This window comes from Pseudomonas sp. G2-4, from assembly GCF_030064125.1.
Taxonomy (GTDB): domain Bacteria; phylum Pseudomonadota; class Gammaproteobacteria; order Pseudomonadales; family Pseudomonadaceae; genus Aquipseudomonas.
This window is the reverse complement of the sequence record NZ_CP125957.1, coordinates 6356076-6373913: the sequence shown is the minus strand read 5'-3', so window position 1 is coordinate 6373913 and position 17838 is coordinate 6356076. Positions and strand designations below refer to the sequence as shown.

Genomic DNA, 17838 nt, shown 5'->3' with positions numbered 1-17838 from the left:
CAGCAAGGAGGCGAGATGCCGCTGTGTTTGACTATCACTAGTTATCACAAGATTACCCCAGGCCAGTGTTCTGAAAAGTCCATGGATCAGGGGGTGATGGCAATTGGCCGCAATTCCGATAATGACTGGGTATTGCCGGACCCCGAGCGTCTGGTTTCCGGCAAACATTGTGTTATCCAATACAAAGACGGGCGCTATTATTTAACGGATAACAGCACTAATGGTGTGGAATTGGTCAAGGCCGGTATTCGTCTGCGCAAGGGCAACAGCGAACCCTTGCAAGATGGCGAAGTGATCCGCATCGGCGATTATGAAATCCAGGCCCGTGTCGATTTCAACCTGCCGGTCACCGACAGCAATCCGTTCGCCGAATCGCCCAGCAGTTTCGAAGCGCTGATGGGTCAGCAGAGCGCCGCTGTGAATACGCCATCGTCGATGCAAGTGGCCTCGCCTGCGCATTTCCAGGGTGTGTCGGCCATGGACACCTTGCCGGACCTGTTCGATTTCCTGAGCCCGACCAGCGTCCCGCCGGCCACCCAGCCTGACCATGTCCCGGCCGAACAGCATGATTTCCGTCCGCCCGCGCCGATCCCCCGTCCAAACCCGCCGCCCGTGGTCGAGCCTGTGGCGATGACGTCTGCCCCGTTGATTCCGGACGATTGGGACCTGTTCAGCGACAAGCCTGCGCCCGTGGCGGTTGCCCCCGTGCCCGTCGCGCCGCTGCCTGTTGCGCCGCCGCCGGTGATCGAGCCGGTACCAGCGCCCATCCCTCAAGTTCCGGTCGCTGAAATCAGCGTACCGACCGAGCCTGCGCCCTTGCGTGAAGCGCCGGTCACCCGCGTTGAGCCACCGGTTGTTCCAGTCGACGCCTCACAACCCGACCTGCTGCAAGCCTTCCTGCGCGGTGCCGGGCTGGATCAGTTGCGCCTGGACAAGGCCCAGGCCGAAGCGCAGATGGAGAGCATCGGGCGCAGTTATCGACTGATGGTCGAAGGCCTGATCGATGTCTTGCGCGCCCGCAGCAGCCTCAAGGGTGAGTTCCGCATCCAGCAGACGATGATCCAGCCAGTGGAAAACAACCCGCTGAAATTCGCGCCTAACGTCGATGAAGCCTTGCTGTTGCTATTGCGCCATGGCAATCAGGCGTTCATGGCGCCGGATGCGGCGGTGCGTGACAGCTTTGACGATCTGCGGGCCCACCAACTGGCGGTGATGGCCGGCGTGGAAGCGGCGATCAAGCATTTGCTGGCGCGCTTCGAGCCGGCGCAACTGGAAGAGCGCATGGCCAAGCCCGGCGGGCTGTCGGGTATTTTCAGTGGTTCGCGACAGGCCCAGTACTGGCAACAATTTACCGAGCTCTACAGCAACATTTCCCGGGAGGCCCAGGAGGATTTCCAAGACCTGTTCGGTCGTGAATTCAGCCGCGCCTACGAAGAACACAGCACACGACAGCGACGCCGTTGAGCGTCGCCGTCCTATAACAATACCGATAAGCCAACAACGGATAGCTCAAACGTCATTGAGGACGCAGGATGATTCCCAGGTTTTTACTCGCAGTTGCCGCCGCGCTTCTGCTGACGGCGTGCGCCAAGGATGCGGCCAACCTCCAGCCCGAAGAAGCTGAGGCCGACACCGCCGCCGTCGAGCTGCACTTTCACGCCATCTCCGGGCTCAACCCCGGCGCCACCGGCCAGCCGGCCCCGGTGCGGGTGCGTATTTTCGAACTGAAAAATGCCGCCACCTTCGGCCGCTCGGATTATTTCGCCCTGGCCGAACGGGCCCAGGCCACGCTGGGCGCCGACCTGATCGATCAAGACGAAGTGCTGATCCAACCCGGCCAGCAGTTGAGCCTGCAACGCGACCTCGACCCGGCCACGCGGCATATCGGCCTATTGGTGGGTTATCGCGAGCTGGACCAGTCGCTGTGGCGCTCGGTGATCAATGTCCCGGCCCGCGAATACACCGAATACCAGATCAGCCTCGATGTGCGCGCCGTGCGCAGCGCCGTCGTCGTTCCCCCATCCAGCCCTGCCCAATAAGCAATCGGAGCCCCCATGTCCTGGAACAATCGCGTGGTCTGGTCGGAAGGCATGTTCATTGGAACGCAGCACTTCCAGCAGCATGACCGTTACCTGGAAAACCTCATCGACGCCCGCAGCCGCCCATTGTCGGCCGGCGCCTGGGGTTTTTCCGAATTGCTGATCGATCAGGGCCTGCTGGCCCAGGGCAAACTGGCGATCATCTCGGCGCGCGGCCTGTTGCCCGACGGCACGCCCTTCAACATTCCCCAGGATGACCTGGCGCCCACACCGCTGAACGTCGATGACAACCTGCGCGATGGCCTGGTGTACCTGGCCTTGCCACTCAAGCGCGCCGGTGCCCGTGACACGGTGGATGAAGGCGAAGACCTGGGCGCTGCGCGCTACGTGAGCCAGGTGAGCGAAGTGCGCGACGACAACGCACCCTTCGAAAACCGTGCGCCGGTCGCCCTGGGGTCCCGGGCGTTGCGCTTGCTGACTGCACAGGATGGTATCGGCGATTACGCCGCCGTCGGTGTGGTACGCATCAAGGAAAAACGCGCTGACCGTGCGTTGGTGCTCGACGACAGCTACATCCCGCCGCTGCTGGATGTGCTCGCCTCCAAACCGTTGGCGGCGTTTCGCAGCGAACTGCTGGGCTTGCTCCATCAACGCGGCGAAGCCCTCGCCGGGCGGGTGGTGGCTTCCGGCGCCGGTGGCGCTTCGGAGATCGCCGATTTCATGCTGCTGCAACTGGTCAACCGCGCCCAGCCGCTGATCCAGCACCTGAGCCAGTTGAGCCCCTTGCACCCCGAGCGTTTCTACAGCGAGCTGGTGAGCCTGGCCGGCGAGTTCTCCACCTTCACCGCTTCCGGGCGACGACCGCAGGAATACCCGCAATACCAACACGATGACCTGGCGCTGAGTTACGCGCCGGTGATGCAAGCCCTGCGCGAAGCCTTGTCGATGTTGATCGACAGCCGCGCCACGCCGATTCCGATTGTCGAGAAAGCCTACGGCGTCCACGTGGCGATGCTGGCCGACAAGACCCTGCTCGACAGCGCCAGTTTCATCCTGGTGGTGCGCGCCGATGTACCGGCCGAAACCCTGCGCAGCCGCTTCGGCCAGCAGAGCAAGGTCGGTTCGGTGGAGCACATCCGCGACCTGGTCAACCTGCAACTGCCCGGCATCGGCCTGTTGCCGTTGCCGGTGGCGCCACGGCAGCTTCCCTACCACGCCGGTTCCACCTATTACGAACTCGACCGGGGCAGCGAGCACTGGCAGCAACTGAGCAACTCTGGCGGCTTTGCATTCCACATCGCCGGCCAGTTCCCAGGGCTGAACCTGGCTTTCTGGGCGATCCGAGGATAAACCGCGATGAGCAACGACGATCGTACCCAATTCATGCCGACACCCGGCGGCCGTGGCGGGGATCCTTTCCGCCCGGACGCTGGCCGTCCACAGCCGTCACCGGCGCCTGCGCCGCTGTCAATGCCGGCCGCACCGGTCCTGACCGGTAAAGCCCAAGGCCTCAACCCGTTGGAGAGCGCTGCCGGCCCGCTGCTGGCCTTGCTGACGCGCCTGCGCAGCACCATCGCCCACCCGGCACCCGCCAGTTTGCGCGCGCAACTGCTGGCCTACCTGCGCCAGTTCGAAGAGCGCGCCGAGGCCGCCGGCGTGGCTCGCAATGAAGTGCTGCTGGCTCGCTACGCCTTGTGCACTGCGTTGGACGAAGCCGTGCTGAGCACCCCATGGGGCGGCACCAGCGATTGGGGCAAGCAGAGCCTGTTGATCACCGTGCACAACGAAGCCTGGGGCGGCGAGAAGGTGTTCCAGTTGCTGGAGCATTGCCTGCAAAGTCCGCGGGAACGCCTGTACCTGCTGGAGCTTTTGTACCTGTGCATGTGCCTCGGTTTCGAGGGGCGCTACCGGGTGATGAACGACGGCCGCAGCCAATTGGAAGCGTTGCGCGAGCGCACCAGCGCGGTGATCCGCAGCGCCCGTGGCGACTACGAGCGTGAGCTGTCGCCCCATTGGCGCGGTGTCACCGTAGCCCGGGATCGCCTGGCGCAATTCATGCCGCCGTGGATCGCCGTGGCCATCGGCGCCGCCTTGCTGCTGGCGTTGCTGTTCGGCCTGCGCATGAAACTGGCTTCCGACGCCGAACCGGTGTTCAAGAACATTCATTTCCTGGGTGAAATCCCAGTGCAGGCCATCGACCGTCCCGTGGTGCAGCCGAAGGTGATCGAACGCCCACGCCTGGCCGGTTTCCTGGCCGATGAAATCAGGGCCGGTCGGATTGCCGTGGAAGACGCCGTGGATCGCTCGGTGGTGACCATTCGCGGCGATGAACTGTTCGCCTCCGGCAGCGCCAGCATCAAGGATGATTTCCAGCCGTTGATGCTGCGCATTGCCGATGCGGTGCGCAAGGTCAAGGGCCAGGTGCTGGTGACCGGCCACAGCGACAACCGCCCGATTGCCACCCTCCGGTTTCCGTCCAACTGGGCGTTGTCCGAGGCGCGGGCCAGGTCGGTGCTGGAGATTCTCTCGGCCAAGACCGGCCAGCCCGAGCGCTTCAGTGCCGAAGGCCGCAGCGACACCGAGCCGCTGGCGTCCAACGCCACGACCGAGGGACGTGCGCGCAATCGTCGGGTTGAAATCACAGTATTGGCGGAGGGGGTCGAGTGAAGGCGTTTTTCAGTTTTATGACCCGCTGGGTCATCCCATTGCTGGGGCTGATCGCCCTGAGCCTAATCATCTGGTTCGTCGGCCCGCTGCTGGAGTGGCTGGTGCCCGAAGGCCGGCGCTGGGCGTTGATCATCCTGGTGTTCGCGGTGTGGATCGCCTACCGGGTGTTTCGCATCATCCAGGCCCGTCGCCAGGCCGCCGAAGTCATGCGCAGCCTGGCCGCGCAAACGCCGCCTGACCCGACCAGCATCGCCACCGCCGAGGAACTCGAAACTCTGCGCCAGCGCATGGACGAAGCCCTGGCCCTGCTCAAGAAAGCCAAGCTGGGCGGTGACGAGCGGCGCAATCTCTATGAACTGCCGTGGTACGTGATCATCGGCCCGCCGGGTTCGGGCAAGACCACCGCGCTGGTCAACTCCGGGCTGCATTTTCCCCTGGCCGCGCAACTGGGCGCCGGTGCGGTACGCGGCGTGGGCGGCACGCGCAATTGCGATTGGTGGTTCACCGATCAGGCCGTCCTGCTCGACACCGCCGGGCGCTACACCACCCAGGACAGCGACGCGACCGTCGACAAGGCCGCGTGGCTGGGCTTCCTTGGTCTGCTGAAAAAACAGCGGGCCCGTCGCCCGATTGACGGTGCCTTCATCGCCATCAGCCTGTCCGACCTGCTGCTGGGCAGCGACGCCGAGCGCGCCGCCCATGCCGCGGCGATCCGGTTGCGGATCCAGGAGTTGTACACCCAGTTGGGCGTGCGCTTTCCGATCTACCTGATGCTCACCAAGCTCGACTTGGTGCCCGGGTTCATGGAGTTTTTCGACACCCTGAGCAAGGAAGAACGCGCCCAGGTCTGGGGCATGACCTTCACCCTGGACGATGGCAAGGGCAACGACAGCCCGCTGGCGCACCTGCAAAGCGAATTCACCGGCCTTGAGCAACGCCTCAATGACCGCCTGGTGGAACGCTTGCAGCAAGAGCGCGACCCGGCGCGGCGCGATCTGATCTATGGCTTCCCGCAGCAGTTCGGCGCGCTGAAAGATTGCCTGCAAAGTTTCCTCGAGGGCGTGTTCAAACCCAACGCCTTCGAAGAGCGCGTGTTGCTGCGTGGCGTGTATTTCACCAGCGGCACTCAGGAAGGCAGCCCGATTGATCGCTTGATCGGCTCCATGGCCCAGAGCATGAACCTGGACCGTCAGCACCTGGCGCGCCAGACCGGCACCGGACGCAGCTACTTCATCGAAAAACTCTTCACCGCCGTGGCCTTTGCCGAGCGTGGGCTGGTGGGCGTAGACCCCAAGGTCGAGCGGCGGCGCAAGTGGATCGCCCGGGGCGTACTGGCCTCCACCGTGGCCGTGGTGCTGGTGGTCGGGACGTTGTGGTGGATCAGCTACCGCGCCAACCAGGCGTACATCACCCAGGTCGATCAAAAGGTCGCACCACTGGGCCAGACCGTGCAGAACCTCAGCCCGGCCCAACGGGATGTACTCGCCGTCTTGCCGCTGCTCAACGCCGTGAAACACCTGGCCGATGACGCCCCCGACTGGGCCGAAGGCCTGGGCCTGTACCAGGGCGACATGCTCGAAGCCGAGTCCGGTAGCGTCTACCGCAAGTTGCTGATCGCCGTGTTCGCGCCACGCTTGCTGACGCGCGTCGAAGAACAACTGCACGGCGGTGGCAATTCGGACTTCCTCTACGAAGGCCTGAAGGCCTACCTGATGCTCGCCGACACCGAGCACTACGATGCCGACTTCATCAAGGCCTGGATCGCCCTCGATTGGGACCGCAGCCTGCCCCGTGACCTGCCGGCCGAGCAACGCCTGGCCTTGAGTGAGCATTTGCAGGCGTTGTTCGAGCGGCGTCCGCCGACCGCGCGCCTGGATCCGCGACTGATCGAAGACCTGCGCCGGCAACTGCAACAATTACCCGTGGCCCAGCGGGTTTATGACCGGATCAAGCGCCAGAAACTGCCCGAGGGCGTACCGGACTTTCGCATCAACGAAGCCGCTGGGCGTGACGCCGCGCTGGTGTTCAGCCGCAAGAGCGGCAAGCCGTTGGGCGAACCCCTGAGTGGCTTCTTCACCGTCAAGGGCTACCGCCAAGGCTTCCTGCTCACCAGCCTGAGCCAGACCGGCACCCTGGCTGAAGAACAATGGGTGCTGGGCCACGAACAGGCCGATCAGCAGAACGTTGCCAGCCTGGCCGCCGATGTTCGCCGCCTGTACTTCCAGGATTATCTGCGCCAATGGGACGCCTTGCTGGCCGATATCGACTTCGTGCCGATCACCAGCGTGGCCCAGGCCGCCGATGTGCTGCGGGTGATTTCCGGGCCGACCTCGCCGTTGAAAAAACTGCTGGTGGCGGTGGCGAAGGAAACCGACCTGCAACAGGACGAACGCCTGCTGGCCGCCCAAGCCGCGCCGGAGGGGGGCGGTGTGGACAAGCTCAAGGAACGCCTGGGCAGCTTGCTCGGCCAGGAGCAGGCGACGCAAAACGCACCGCAGGCCAGCGATGACCCGATCACCGCGCACTTCGCCGAACTCAACAGCATCGTCAATAAAAACGAAGGCGAACCGGCGGCCATTGACGGCCTCTTGGCGGACATGAACGCCCTGTACGTGCAGGTCAGCGCCATGGTCGGTGCCAGCGGCGACGCCTTGCTCGGCGAAGCCAAGAACCAGGCCACCGCCGCTGCCACCCGGGTCAGCCTCAACGCTGAACGCCAGCCGCCGCTGGTGCAGGGCCTGGTCAAGTCGGTGGTCAACTCCACCACCAACAGCATGATGGGCGGGGTGCGCAATCAACTGAACGCCGCCTGGACCAGCGAAGTGGTGAATATCTACCGCCAGTCCCTGGCCGGGCGTTATCCGATGTCGCCGGGCAGTGCGCGGGACGCGACCCTGGATGACTTCGGTCAGTTCTTCGGCGTCGGCGGGGTGATGGACAACTACTTCCGCAAGTACCTGCAACCCTACGTCGACACCTCCACCCCGACCTGGCGCTGGCAGCCGGGCGCTGCGCAGAAGCTCGGCATCGCCCCCGGTGTGCTGCAAACCTTCCAGCGCGCGGCGACCATCCGCGATGCGTTCTTCCGTTCCGGTGGCACCCAACCCATGGTGCGTTTCGAACTCAAGCCGGTGGCGATGGACTCGACCATCACCCAGTTCCTGCTGGATCTGGACGGCCAGCAATTGAGCTACGACCACGGCCCGAGCCGCCCGACCGCCATGCAATGGCCGAACCCGGGCAGCATCGGCGTGGTGCGGATCTCGATCATGCCGCCGTCCGCCAGTGGTCGCTCCGGTATCACCCTGGATGGGCCATGGGCCTGGTTCCGGCTGCTGGAGCAATCGGACCTGACCGCCGGCAACTCGCCAGATCGCTTCAACCTGCGGCTGCGGGTCGATGGCGCCAGCGCTTCTTACGAGCTGCGGGCCAACAGCGCCTTCAACCCGTTCAGGAGCCGGGTGCTCAGCGGCTTCAGCCTGCCGGAGCGGCTATGAGTACGCCGGGCTTTTATGGAAAGTTGGCCAGCCGCGGCGATTTCGTCAGCCGTGGCTTGCCCCAGAGCTTCATCAGCCCGTGGGACTCGTGGCTGGCGGCGGGTTTGCTCGCCAGCCAGACCAGCCTTGGCGAGCGTTGGCTGGATGCTTATCTGGTCAGCCCGCTGTGGCGCTTCATGGTCGCGCCCGGCGTGTGTGGGCCGGACGCCGCGGTTGGGGTGGTGATGCCGAGTATCGACCGGGTCGGCCGCTATTTTCCGCTGACCGTCGCGGCGCTGCTGGAGCCCGACGCGGACCCTGCGTCCGTGGTGGGCGGCGCGGACGAATGGTTTGAGCGGGTGGAGAACCTGTTGCTTAGCACATTGAACGTGGAGGCCAGCTTCGAGGCGTTCAGCGCGCAGCTGGAAACCTTGGACAGCCCGCTGACGCTGCCGCGCACCCCAAGCAGCCGTTTTGCCAGCCTGCACCGCTTCGATGCCACCGACCCGCAGCGGCGCATGAGCGCCCTGGCCGAGTCGGCCTGCGAGGGCGCGAGTCTGTGGTGGGGGCTGGGTTCGGAACGCATCGCCCCCGGTTTGATGCGCTGCCAGGGGCTGCCGGCCGCTGCCGATTTTGCCCAATTTTTGCTCGGCCAAGAGGGTGTTGTGTAGATGCGTCCAAGTGCCGGAAAAGCATTCAAGTCTGCAAGCAAAAGCCACGTCGGCATGGTCCGCCAGGTCAACGAAGACGCTTGCCTGGACCTGCCGGAGAACGGCCTGTGGGTCGTGGCCGATGGCATGGGCGGGCACGCGGCGGGCGACTATGTCAGCAGCCTGATCGTCGACAGCCTGCGCAGCATCGCCGTGGGCCGCTCGCTGGACGAGTACGTCGCGGCGCTGCAAAGCGACCTGCTGCGGGTCAACGCCGCCGTGCGTGAAGAAACCGCCAACCGTGGCGTGACCATGATGGGCAGCACCGTGGTGGTACTGGCCACCCGTGACCTGCGCGGCATGTGCCTGTGGGCCGGTGACAGTCGCCTGTATCGCCTGCGCGATGGCGTACTCGAAGGCATCTCCCGCGATCACAGCTACGTCCAGGATCTGCAGGACAGCGGCTTGCTCAGCGAAGCCGAAGCCCGGGTGCATCCACGGGCCAACATCGTCACCCGGGCCATCGGCGTCGAGGCGCAGTTGAACCTGGCCTTGGTCGAGCTGTTGTTGGTTCCCGGCGACAGCTACCTATTGTGCAGCGACGGATTGAACAAGACCGTTGAAGACGAGGAAATCCGCGAAGTGCTGAGCCACGACGAGCCCGGCGAAATCGCCAGCAGCCTGGTGTCCCTGGGCTTGATGCGCGGCGCGCCGGACAACATCACCGTGGTTGTCGTGAAGGTGCCGTCATGAGCTTGACCCTGAACATTGTCATCCCGGGCTACGACATTGAAGGGCCGATCGGTGAAGGCGCGATGGCCAGTGTCTACCTGGCGACCCAGCGCTCCCTGGAGCGCAAGGTGGCGTTGAAAGTCATGGCCGCCGCCCTGGCCGCCGACCCGACGTTCTGCGAGCGTTTCCTGCGCGAAGGCAAGACCCTGGCGCGCTTGTCGCACCCGCACACCGTCACCATCCATGACATCGGCAATGTCGGTGAGCTGTACTACATGGCGATGGAATACCTGCCCAACGGCACGCTCAAGGAACGCATCGCCGCGGGCCTGACGCCGGAGCAGGGCCTGACCTACATCCGCCAGATCGCCTCGGCCCTGGGGTATGCCCATGGGCTGGGCCTGGTGCACCGTGACGTCAAACCGGCCAACATTCTGTTCCGGGCCGACGGCACGGCGGTGCTCTCGGACTTCGGCATCGCCAAGTCCCTGGACGACCGCACCCAGTTCACCCAGGCCGGTTTTGCCGTTGGCACTCCCAGCTACATGAGTCCGGAACAGGCTCGTGGGCAGGACATCGATGGCCGCGCCGACTTGTACGCCCTGGGCGTGGTGCTCTACGAAATCCTCGTCGGCAAACTGCCGTATACCGGCAACGACGCGCTGTCCACGGCCCTGGCCCACCTGACCGAACCGCTGCCGGAATTGCCGGTGCACCATGGTCGTTATCAGGACGTGCTGCGCAAACTGTTGGCCAAGGATCCGGCGGAGCGCTTCCCGGACGCGGCGGCGCTGCTGCGGGCGCTGGATAACCTGCCTCAAGAATCGGAAGCGACGCTGATCCGGCCATTGCCGCTGCCTGTTTCGAAGCCGGCGAGCGATGATTTGGCGGGATTGACGCCGATGTCCATCGACATCCCGACCGGGCCCGCACCGACTTCGCCACCGCCCAAGCCGCTTGCGCCGGAGGTGAAGCCGACGCGGCAGCCCAGCGTCTCGGAGCAACACAAAGGACCGGTGTTCGCGCTGGCCGCCGTTGCGGTGGCCGTGGCGCTGGCCTTGGGTGGCGCGGGTTATTGGTGGTTGTCTGGTGATGCTGAACCAGAGACGAAACCGCCGATTGCCTCGACGTCGTCGGTGAAAACGCCTCCAGTGTCGGGGCCGAAGACTCCTGAAGTACCCGCCAAACCTCCGGTCGCGCCGCCGGTGAAGCCTCCCGTGGCGACCGAGGCTGACGGCGGCCAGCGTCCGCTGCTGATGGCCGGCAAGAAAACCCTGTTCCAGCGGGTGCTCAGCAAACCAGGGGCGAAACTCGCCGATGAACCGGGCGCCGCGCCCGGCAAGGCGCTGCCGGCGTTTTCCGTGCTGTACGTGTATCAGCGCAAAGACCTCGACGGCAGTTCGTGGGTGCGGGTCGGCGCGGCCACCGATGGGCGCAGCGACGGCTGGTTGCCTGCCGCCCAGGTCAGCGACTGGAAGCAAAGCCTGGTGCTCAAGTTCACCGAACGTTCCGGCCGTGCGCCGGTGATGTTCCTGCGCCAGCCCGGCGAAGTGGAGAAGCTGCTGGCCAACCCTTCAGCGGCCAAGAACGTGCTGCTCAAGGCCCAGCAGAACCCGACCAGCGACCAGCAAGTGCTGGCCCTGGAGCCGGCCGCCAGCGCCGTGCCGCAGAACCAGTTCTACTTGCTGCCGATCTTCGATTCCCGCGAGAGCATCGATGAGAACGGCCAGCCGGTGCAGTTGCTCAACGTGGCGTCCATCGACCCTGGCACCACTCCGCGGACCACGACCAACACGCCGATTACCACCGCCAACGCCGACGCATTCCGCACCGCCGTGGTGCTGGTGGTGGACACCACCGTGTCCATGCAGCCCTACATCGACCAGGTGCGCGACGTGGTCCACCAACTGCAAACCCGCATCGCCGAGCGGGGCGAGCTGGACAGCGTCAGTTTCGGCATGGTGGGTTTCCGCAGCAGCACCCAGAAAACCCCGGGCCTGGAATACGTCGCCAAGACCCTGATCAGCCTCGAACAGGGCCGCGACCCGCAACGCTTCATGGACCTGGCGCGGCAGGTCAAGGCGTCCACGGTGTCGAGCCATTCGTTCAACGAAGATGCATTTGCCGGCGTCATGGAAGCCGTCGAAGGCATGGACTGGTCCGGTTACGGCGGACGCTTGATCCTGTTGGTCACCGATGCCGGCGCCCTACGCAAGAACGACCCGTTTGCCGCCACGCAAATGAACGAGGCCGAAGTGCGCCAGGCGGCGCTGGGCAAACAGATCAAGATCTATGCCCTGCACCTGCTCAGCGACGCCGGCAAGAAAACCCACGCCGGTGCCCAGAGCCAGTACCGCATCCTCACCGCCGACGCCAACCCGCAGATCGGTGACTTGTACATCCCGGTGCCGGGCGCCGACGTGCGTAAGTTCGGCGAGCGTGTCGACGAAATCGGTTCGGTGTTCGCCGACCTGGTGCACCAGGTGCGCAGCAACAAACCGCAAGCCGTGCCGCTGCTAAGCGCCGCGCCAAGCCTGGCCGATAAATCGGCGGCCGTCGGCTATGCGATGCACATGGACTTTTTGGGGCGTAAATCCGCCAGCCAGGCGCCGCAACTGGTCAGCGCCTGGACCGCCGACCGCGACCTGACCAACCCGGCGTTGCCGGCATTCCAGGTGTGCGTGATGCTGACCAAGCTGCAACTCAACGACCTGCAGCAATCGCTGAAGCTGATCGTCGACGCGGCCCGCAAGACCCAGAGCTCGCCCAAGGATTTCTTCCAGGAAATCGCCAGCGCCAGTGCCTACATGAGCCGCGACCCGTCGGCGCTGCGCAAGGGTGGCAACCTGGCCGACGGCGGGATTCTCGGTGAGTACCTGGAAGGGCTGCCGTACCGCAGCAAGTCGCTGAACATGACCCAGGATTTGTGGCTGTCGTTGAGCGTGGCCGAGCAGGAAGACTTCATCGACGAGCTGGATTCGAAAATCCGCCTCTACGAAACCTTCCACAACGATCTGGCGAACTGGGTGCGTTTCGGCGATGCCGAGCCGGGTGATGCCTTGTACCGCGTTCCGTTGTCGACGCTGCCGTGATGCTGGACATGAGCGCAGTGCACAAAAGCCGGGGCGCCGGCAGCCAGCGCTACAGCCTGGTGATTCCACGGCTGCAACTGCGTGCCGGTGAACAACTGGCGGTGGTCGGGCCCAGCGGCTGCGGCAAAAGCACCTTGCTCGATTTGCTCGCGCTGGTGCTGGCGCCGGATCAGGCCGGGCGCTTCGACTTCAGCCCTGCCAATGCGCCGCTGGACATCGCCAAATTGTGGCGTGGGTCGCAACAGGGCACCTTGGCCGAGCTGCGCAGTCGTCACCTGGGTTATGTTCTGCAAACCGGCGGCCTGTTGGGCTTCCTGGACGTGCGCGGCAACATCGAGTTGTCGCGAAAACTGTTGGGTTTGAAGGATGACGGCAGCGTGACGCGCTTGGCTGGGCAACTGGACATTGCCGATCAACTGGACAAGAAACCAGCGGACTTGTCCGTCGGCCAGCGCCAGCGGGTCAGCTGTGCCCGGGCCCTGGCTCATGGTCCGCGACTGTTGCTGGCGGATGAACCGACCGCCGCCCTCGACCCGCTGAACGCCGAGCGTGTCATGCAATTGCTGGTAGCCCAGGCCCGTGAACACGGTGTGTGCTGCGTCGTTGCCACCCACGACGAAGCGCTGGCCCGTGCCAGCGGTTTGCAGGTGCGGCGCATCAGTTGCCGTCGTGACGACGACGGCGGTGTCACCGCCACCCTCGGGGAGGCTTGCTGATGCGCCGCGCGCTGGTGGCTTCCTTGGCCTGGCAGGATTACCGCAACGATGCCTGGCTGTCGGCCTGCTCGGTGCTGGCGCTGGTGGCGGTGGTGGCGCCGTTGCTGGTGTTGTTCGGCCTGAAATTCGGCCTGGTCAGCAGCCTCACCGAACGCCTGCAGAACGATCCGGCCACCCGGGAAATCATTCCCTTGGGCGGTGGCCGCTTCAGTGCCGAATTCATCGAGCAATTGGCCCAGCGCAGCGACGTGGCCTTCGCCTTGCCGCGTACCCGGCAAATCGCCGCGACCGCCGATTTGAGCAGCGACGCGGCGGCCGTCACCGTGGAAATGATCCCCACGGCAGCCAACGATCCCTTGCTCGACCGCCTGCCCGTGCCCCAAGGCCTGGATCAAGTGGTGCTCAGCCAGACCGCCGCTGAAAAGCTCGGCGCCAAGGCGGGCGATTGGTTGCAGGCCAGCTTCGGCCGCCAGGTGGCCGGTCGCAGCGAGGCGCAGCGCACGCGGGTTCAGGTGTCGCACGTGCTGCCACTGGAAGCCTTTGCCCGGGACGGTTTGTTCGCGCCGCTGGCCTTGCTGGAGACGGCGGAGGATTACCGCGACGGCCGTGCCGTGCCCGCGTTCGGTTGGCCGGGTGATGCGGTGGGCGTGAGTGGGCAGCGGGTGTATCCGGCGTTTCGCTTGTACGCGCGCCGCCTCAGTGACGTCGAGCCGCTGCGGCAGTATTTCGCTGGGCAGAATTTGTTGGTGTCGACCCAAGCCCAGACCATCGCACAAGTGCAATCGTTGAGCCGCAACCTGTCGATTGTGTTCTGGATCATCGCTGGGCTGGCCTTGGCCGGAGCGTTCGCGGCGATTTTTGCCGGCGCCCTGGCCGCGGTCGAGCGCAAGCGCCGGGAGCTGTCGGTGTTGCGCCTGCTGGGGGTTTCCACGGCGGCGCTGTTGTTGTTCGTGGTGTTGCAGGCGCTCTACAGCGCCACCTTTGCGGCCTTGCTCAGTGCCGGTCTGTATGGCCTGGCGCAGTCGGGCCTGAATCATTTATTTGCGCAGATGCCGGGCGAGTACGCCAGCCATCTGCTCGTGCGTCACTACACCTTGGCCTTGCTGGCCGTGCTCGGCGTCAGTGCCGTGGCGGCAGCGTGTGGCGGCTGGCGAGTGGCGCGCATCCAGGCCTGTGAAGGAATTCGCGATGTATAAGTTATTGGGCGCCGCCGTGGCGCTGAGCCTGGCCGGTCTGGCCTGGGCTGATGAAGGCAGCGACAAGCTGGACAACCCCAAGCCGTTGCCTGATGACGTCAGCCTGCCGCTGCCGTGCGAAGGGCAAATGGTGTTCCGGTACGTCTACATCCTCGCCCAAGGCACCCTGGACGACCGCGAAATCAGCCTCGGTTATCCGTTCAGCGAAGGTGAGGCTGGTTACCAGCAGTCGTTCATTTCCGGTTACCGACGGGACTTCATCAACGGCCAGTTCACCCTCAAGGATTTGCCCAAGGATTGGAACAAAACCATCACGCCGTTGATGCCCAAGACCGACGCCAAGACCCCGCTCAAGCCGATGCTGTACTTCATCGGCAAGTATGAGGTCACCGCGCGCCAGTACGCCCAGGTCATGGCCCAGGCGCAATCGCTGGCCAGTGGCGAACCGGCACCGGCCTGTGAGGCCCTGCAAGCCGAGCTGCCCCAAGGCGTGGCCGGGCGTTTGCCTAAGGTGAAGCTGTCGAAGTTCGAGGCGGAGCGCTTCTCGGCGGTGTACAGCGCCTGGCTGATGAAACACCACAAGGACCTGTTGCCGGTCAGTGGCCGCGGCTCTTCTGCCGAAGACGGCGGGTTGGGTTTCGTGCGCTTGCCGACGGAAGTCGAGTGGGAGTTCGCCGCCCGTGGCGGGCAGGCCGTGAGCCGTCAGGACCTGGAAGGGCGCCTGTTTCCCCGGCGCCTGGAAGGCAGTGAAAGTGACGGGCCGTTGGCCGATTGGGCGGTGTTCAACCAAGTCGCTGGCGGCACCGGCCAGGCGGCGCGGTTGATGCCCATCGGCACCAAGCTGCCGAACCCCATTGGTCTGTTCGACGTGGTTGGCAATGCGGCTGAAATGGTCCAGGAATCCTTCCAGTTGGTGCACGCCGGTCGCCGTCAGGGCGCCTATGGCGGCTTCGTGGTCAAGGGCGGCAACTACCTGGAAGGCGAGGGCACGCTGTTCACCGGGATGCGCCGCGAGTACCCGTTGTTCGCCGCCGACGGCACCGAACAAAGCAACGAAACCACCGGTTTTCGCGTGGCAGTCGGGGCCTTGTCGGCGCCGCGTTCGCGCTACAAGGAACTGTTCGCCCAATGGCAGAAAGAAGGTCGCCTCGCGTCCCTGACCGATGCCATCGACGACGCCGACGACCCGACCAAGCGCCTGGACAGCATCATCGCCGCCAGCGTCGACCCGCGCCTGCAAGCTGAGTTGGGGCTGGTCAACGAAGAGCTCAAGCGCAACGTCTCGCTCATCGCCCAGCAGCGCGAGGAAGCGGCGGGCAACCTGATTCAGTCCTCGGCCCTGGTGGCCGAGACCGTCAACAACTACAACATTCGCCTGACCAATCTGCAGAACAGTCGGCAGGTGGCCCTGGACGCCAAGGACGAGGCCAGCGCCCAGCTGTTTGCCACGGCCATCGACAACGGTCGCAGTGCGCTCGATGGCGCGGTGGCGATTTATATCGACAACCTGGCCACCGGCACGCGCTACACCGATGCCGTGATCCAGGCGCAGTTTCAACGCATCAAGGAAGAATTGGAGCGCAAGCCGGTACTGGGCAAGAGCCTCGTGGCGCGCGCAACGTTATTCGTTCGTCACGTCGGGGACTATCGTCAGCAAAAACGAGCCGACCCGGCGGCGATATTGAAGGAATTGCTCGCATCGAGTGCTCAGCGGTCTTGAGCATTCGTTGTCAGCGAGCTTGGAAGGGACTCAGGCGGCGATGGCGCCGCGCTGAGCTGGTCAAAACTTAAACGAGAACACAACTATGCTTTTCTCCCGTAAACCTTTTGCTTCGGGTTCCAAGCGTCACTTGCTGATGGTCGCTGTCGGCTTCAGCACCGTACTGACCGGCTGCGCCACGTCGCCGACTTCCAAGGTCGCCTCGAGCACCAAGGTCGAGTACTACCCTAACTGCTACGAGCCGGTGCAGCACCTGCGCTCCACCGAAGGCAACATGACCAAGTCGGTTGTCACCGGCGCGGCCGTCGGCGCGGTCGGCGGTGCGCTGCTGGGCGCCCTGACCGCCGACAAGGAAGACCGTGGTCGCAACGCCGCCATCGGTGCTGCGGGCGGCGCCCTGGCCGGTGGTGCCGCCGGTTACTACACCGAGCGCCAGAAGCAGATCGCCGATGACAACCAGCGCATCGCTTCCTACGCTACCGACGTCAACAAAAGCGTCTCCGACATCGACCGCAGCACCGCCTACGCGAAGACTTCGCAGCAGTGCTACCAGAATGCGTTCAGCAAACTGGTTGCCGACCGCAAGGCCAAGACCGTCAACGATACTGAAGGCCGCAAGCGCCTGGCAGAAATCGTCTCCGGCCTGAAAGAGTCGAACGACCTGATTGTCGCGGTCAACGGCAAGGCCTCGGAAGATCTGAACAACTACACCCAGGCCTATGAGAAAGACCTGCAGCAGGTGGGTGTGCAGCGTACTGATGTGGTGACCGTGGCCACTGCTGACACCACGCCGGTCGTGGCTCAGACCAGCACCAAGAAAAAGAACAAGATCGTACAACCGGCCAAGAAGAAAGACCTGCCAGTGGTGCCGAAAGAGGCGGTGACCACTGAGAAAACCCTGCAGACCGCCAAGGTGAAGCAGGATGAAAGCAAGCAGGTTGCCAGTGCCGGTACCACTCAGGTCAACAGCATGTGCAAAAACCCGGACCTGGGCGACTGGGCACCGGTTCCTTGCCCGAATGTTTGATTGAGGTTGTTTTGTGGGGGGTACATATCCGTTGCTGCGGTAACGGCTGCTTAGGGTTCCGCTCTTACAGCGGGTCACTTTCGAAAAGCGCGAAAGTAACCAAAGCGCTTGTGCCCCACCACTCGGTGCCTCGCTAGGGCTCGGCATGCCCGAACGTAGGCATTGCTCCGTGGGCCGCCGCGAAGGGCCATCCCTGGCCCAGCGCGGCTATCCCGGCATCCATGCCGGGATGCCCACTGCGCAATACCTACGTTCGGCCATCGTGGTTAACGGGGCGCCGAGATCAACGTCCGCCGCGAGGCGGCCTTATAGCCGACCTGGCTCTCCCGGTCGTACTCCGATCCACTTGTGGGAGCGAGCCTGCTCGCGAAGGCGGCCTAGTAGCCGGCCTATCTCTTGCGGTTGTACCCAATCCAATTGTGGGGAGCGAGCTTGCTCGCGAAGACGGCCTGGTAGCCGGCCTATCTCCTGCGGTTGTACCCAATCCAATTGTGGGGAGCGAGCTTGCTCGCGAAGACGGCCT

At 64.4% G+C, this 17838-nt stretch carries 12 protein-coding genes; all 12 read left to right on the top strand.

Annotated elements, in window-relative coordinates; genetic code table 11:
• The first annotated feature begins 15 nt into the window (after nt 1–15).
• The 12 genes from tagH to tagQ all read left to right on the top strand — a co-directional run bounded on the left by tagH (nt 16) and on the right by tagQ (nt 17315).
• Nucleotides 16–1464, top strand: coding sequence for a type VI secretion system-associated FHA domain protein TagH (tagH, locus tag QNH97_RS28105; protein ID WP_283554834.1), 1449 nt, complete (start codon nt 16–18; stop codon nt 1462–1464).
• Nucleotides 1465–1532: 68 nt separating this feature from the next.
• The gene (gene tssJ, locus QNH97_RS28100) at nt 1533–2039 is read left to right on the top strand and encodes a type VI secretion system lipoprotein TssJ (RefSeq protein ID WP_283554833.1); all 507 of its coding nucleotides are present in this window, start codon (nt 1533–1535) and stop codon (nt 2037–2039) included.
• 15 nt (nt 2040–2054) lie between these two features.
• The gene (tssK, locus tag QNH97_RS28095) at nt 2055–3389 is read left to right on the top strand and encodes a type VI secretion system baseplate subunit TssK (protein ID WP_283554832.1); all 1335 of its coding nucleotides are present in this window, start codon (nt 2055–2057) and stop codon (nt 3387–3389) included.
• A gap of 6 nt (nt 3390–3395) precedes the next feature.
• Nucleotides 3396–4706: a DotU family type VI secretion system protein gene (locus tag QNH97_RS28090; RefSeq protein ID WP_283554831.1), complete on the top strand. Its 1311-nt coding sequence runs from the start codon at nt 3396–3398 to the stop codon at nt 4704–4706.
• Nucleotides 4703–8203 (top strand): type VI secretion system membrane subunit TssM, encoded by a 3501-nt coding sequence (gene tssM, locus QNH97_RS28085; protein WP_283554830.1) that lies wholly within the window; start codon nt 4703–4705, stop codon nt 8201–8203. Before QNH97_RS28090 ends, tssM begins: the two co-directional genes overlap by 4 nt.
• Complete coding sequence (gene tagF, locus QNH97_RS28080; RefSeq protein WP_283554829.1) at nt 8200–8853, top strand: type VI secretion system-associated protein TagF; 654 nt, start codon at nt 8200–8202, stop codon at nt 8851–8853. The genes tssM and tagF overlap by 4 nt, the downstream gene beginning before the upstream one ends.
• Nucleotides 8854–9585 (top strand): PP2C family protein-serine/threonine phosphatase, encoded by a 732-nt coding sequence (locus QNH97_RS28075; protein ID WP_123343511.1) that lies wholly within the window; start codon nt 8854–8856, stop codon nt 9583–9585.
• Nucleotides 9582–12656, top strand: a complete 3075-nt coding sequence (locus QNH97_RS28070; RefSeq protein WP_283554828.1) for a serine/threonine-protein kinase — start codon at nt 9582–9584, stop codon at nt 12654–12656. Before QNH97_RS28075 ends, QNH97_RS28070 begins: the two co-directional genes overlap by 4 nt.
• Nucleotides 12656–13372, top strand: a complete 717-nt coding sequence (locus QNH97_RS28065; protein ID WP_283554827.1) for an ABC transporter ATP-binding protein — start codon at nt 12656–12658, stop codon at nt 13370–13372. Before QNH97_RS28070 ends, QNH97_RS28065 begins: the two co-directional genes overlap by 1 nt.
• Nucleotides 13372–14568 (top strand): ABC transporter permease, encoded by a 1197-nt coding sequence (locus tag QNH97_RS28060; RefSeq protein WP_283554826.1) that lies wholly within the window; start codon nt 13372–13374, stop codon nt 14566–14568. Before QNH97_RS28065 ends, QNH97_RS28060 begins: the two co-directional genes overlap by 1 nt.
• The gene (locus tag QNH97_RS28055; protein WP_502944474.1) at nt 14561–16288 is read left to right on the top strand and encodes a formylglycine-generating enzyme family protein; all 1728 of its coding nucleotides are present in this window, start codon (nt 14561–14563) and stop codon (nt 16286–16288) included. The genes QNH97_RS28060 and QNH97_RS28055 overlap by 8 nt, the downstream gene beginning before the upstream one ends.
• Before the next feature lie 85 nt (nt 16289–16373).
• Nucleotides 16374–17315: a type VI secretion system-associated lipoprotein TagQ gene (gene tagQ / locus QNH97_RS28050; RefSeq protein ID WP_283554824.1), complete on the top strand. Its 942-nt coding sequence runs from the start codon at nt 16374–16376 to the stop codon at nt 17313–17315.
• Nucleotides 17316–17838 lie beyond the last annotated feature (523 nt).

What these genes read in the sequence shown, in the direction of transcription:
- tssK (WP_283554832.1), top strand. Translation starts at nt 2,055, where the DNA reads ATGTCCTGGAACAATCGCGTGGTCTGGTCGGAAGGCATGTTCATTGGA.
- QNH97_RS28055 (WP_502944474.1), top strand. Translation starts at nt 14,561, where the DNA reads ATGTATAAGTTATTGGGCGCCGCCGTGGCGCTGAGCCTGGCCGGTCTG.
- tssJ (WP_283554833.1), top strand. Translation starts at nt 1,533, where the DNA reads ATGATTCCCAGGTTTTTACTCGCAGTTGCCGCCGCGCTTCTGCTGACG.
- QNH97_RS28075 (WP_123343511.1), top strand. Translation starts at nt 8,854, where the DNA reads ATGCGTCCAAGTGCCGGAAAAGCATTCAAGTCTGCAAGCAAAAGCCAC.
- QNH97_RS28070 (WP_283554828.1), top strand. Translation starts at nt 9,582, where the DNA reads ATGAGCTTGACCCTGAACATTGTCATCCCGGGCTACGACATTGAAGGG.
- tagQ (WP_283554824.1), top strand. Translation starts at nt 16,374, where the DNA reads ATGCTTTTCTCCCGTAAACCTTTTGCTTCGGGTTCCAAGCGTCACTTG.
- tagH (WP_283554834.1), top strand. Translation starts at nt 16, where the DNA reads ATGCCGCTGTGTTTGACTATCACTAGTTATCACAAGATTACCCCAGGC.
- tagF (WP_283554829.1), top strand. Translation starts at nt 8,200, where the DNA reads ATGAGTACGCCGGGCTTTTATGGAAAGTTGGCCAGCCGCGGCGATTTC.
- QNH97_RS28090 (WP_283554831.1), top strand. Translation starts at nt 3,396, where the DNA reads ATGAGCAACGACGATCGTACCCAATTCATGCCGACACCCGGCGGCCGT.
- QNH97_RS28065 (WP_283554827.1), top strand. Translation starts at nt 12,656, where the DNA reads ATGCTGGACATGAGCGCAGTGCACAAAAGCCGGGGCGCCGGCAGCCAG.
- QNH97_RS28060 (WP_283554826.1), top strand. Translation starts at nt 13,372, where the DNA reads ATGCGCCGCGCGCTGGTGGCTTCCTTGGCCTGGCAGGATTACCGCAAC.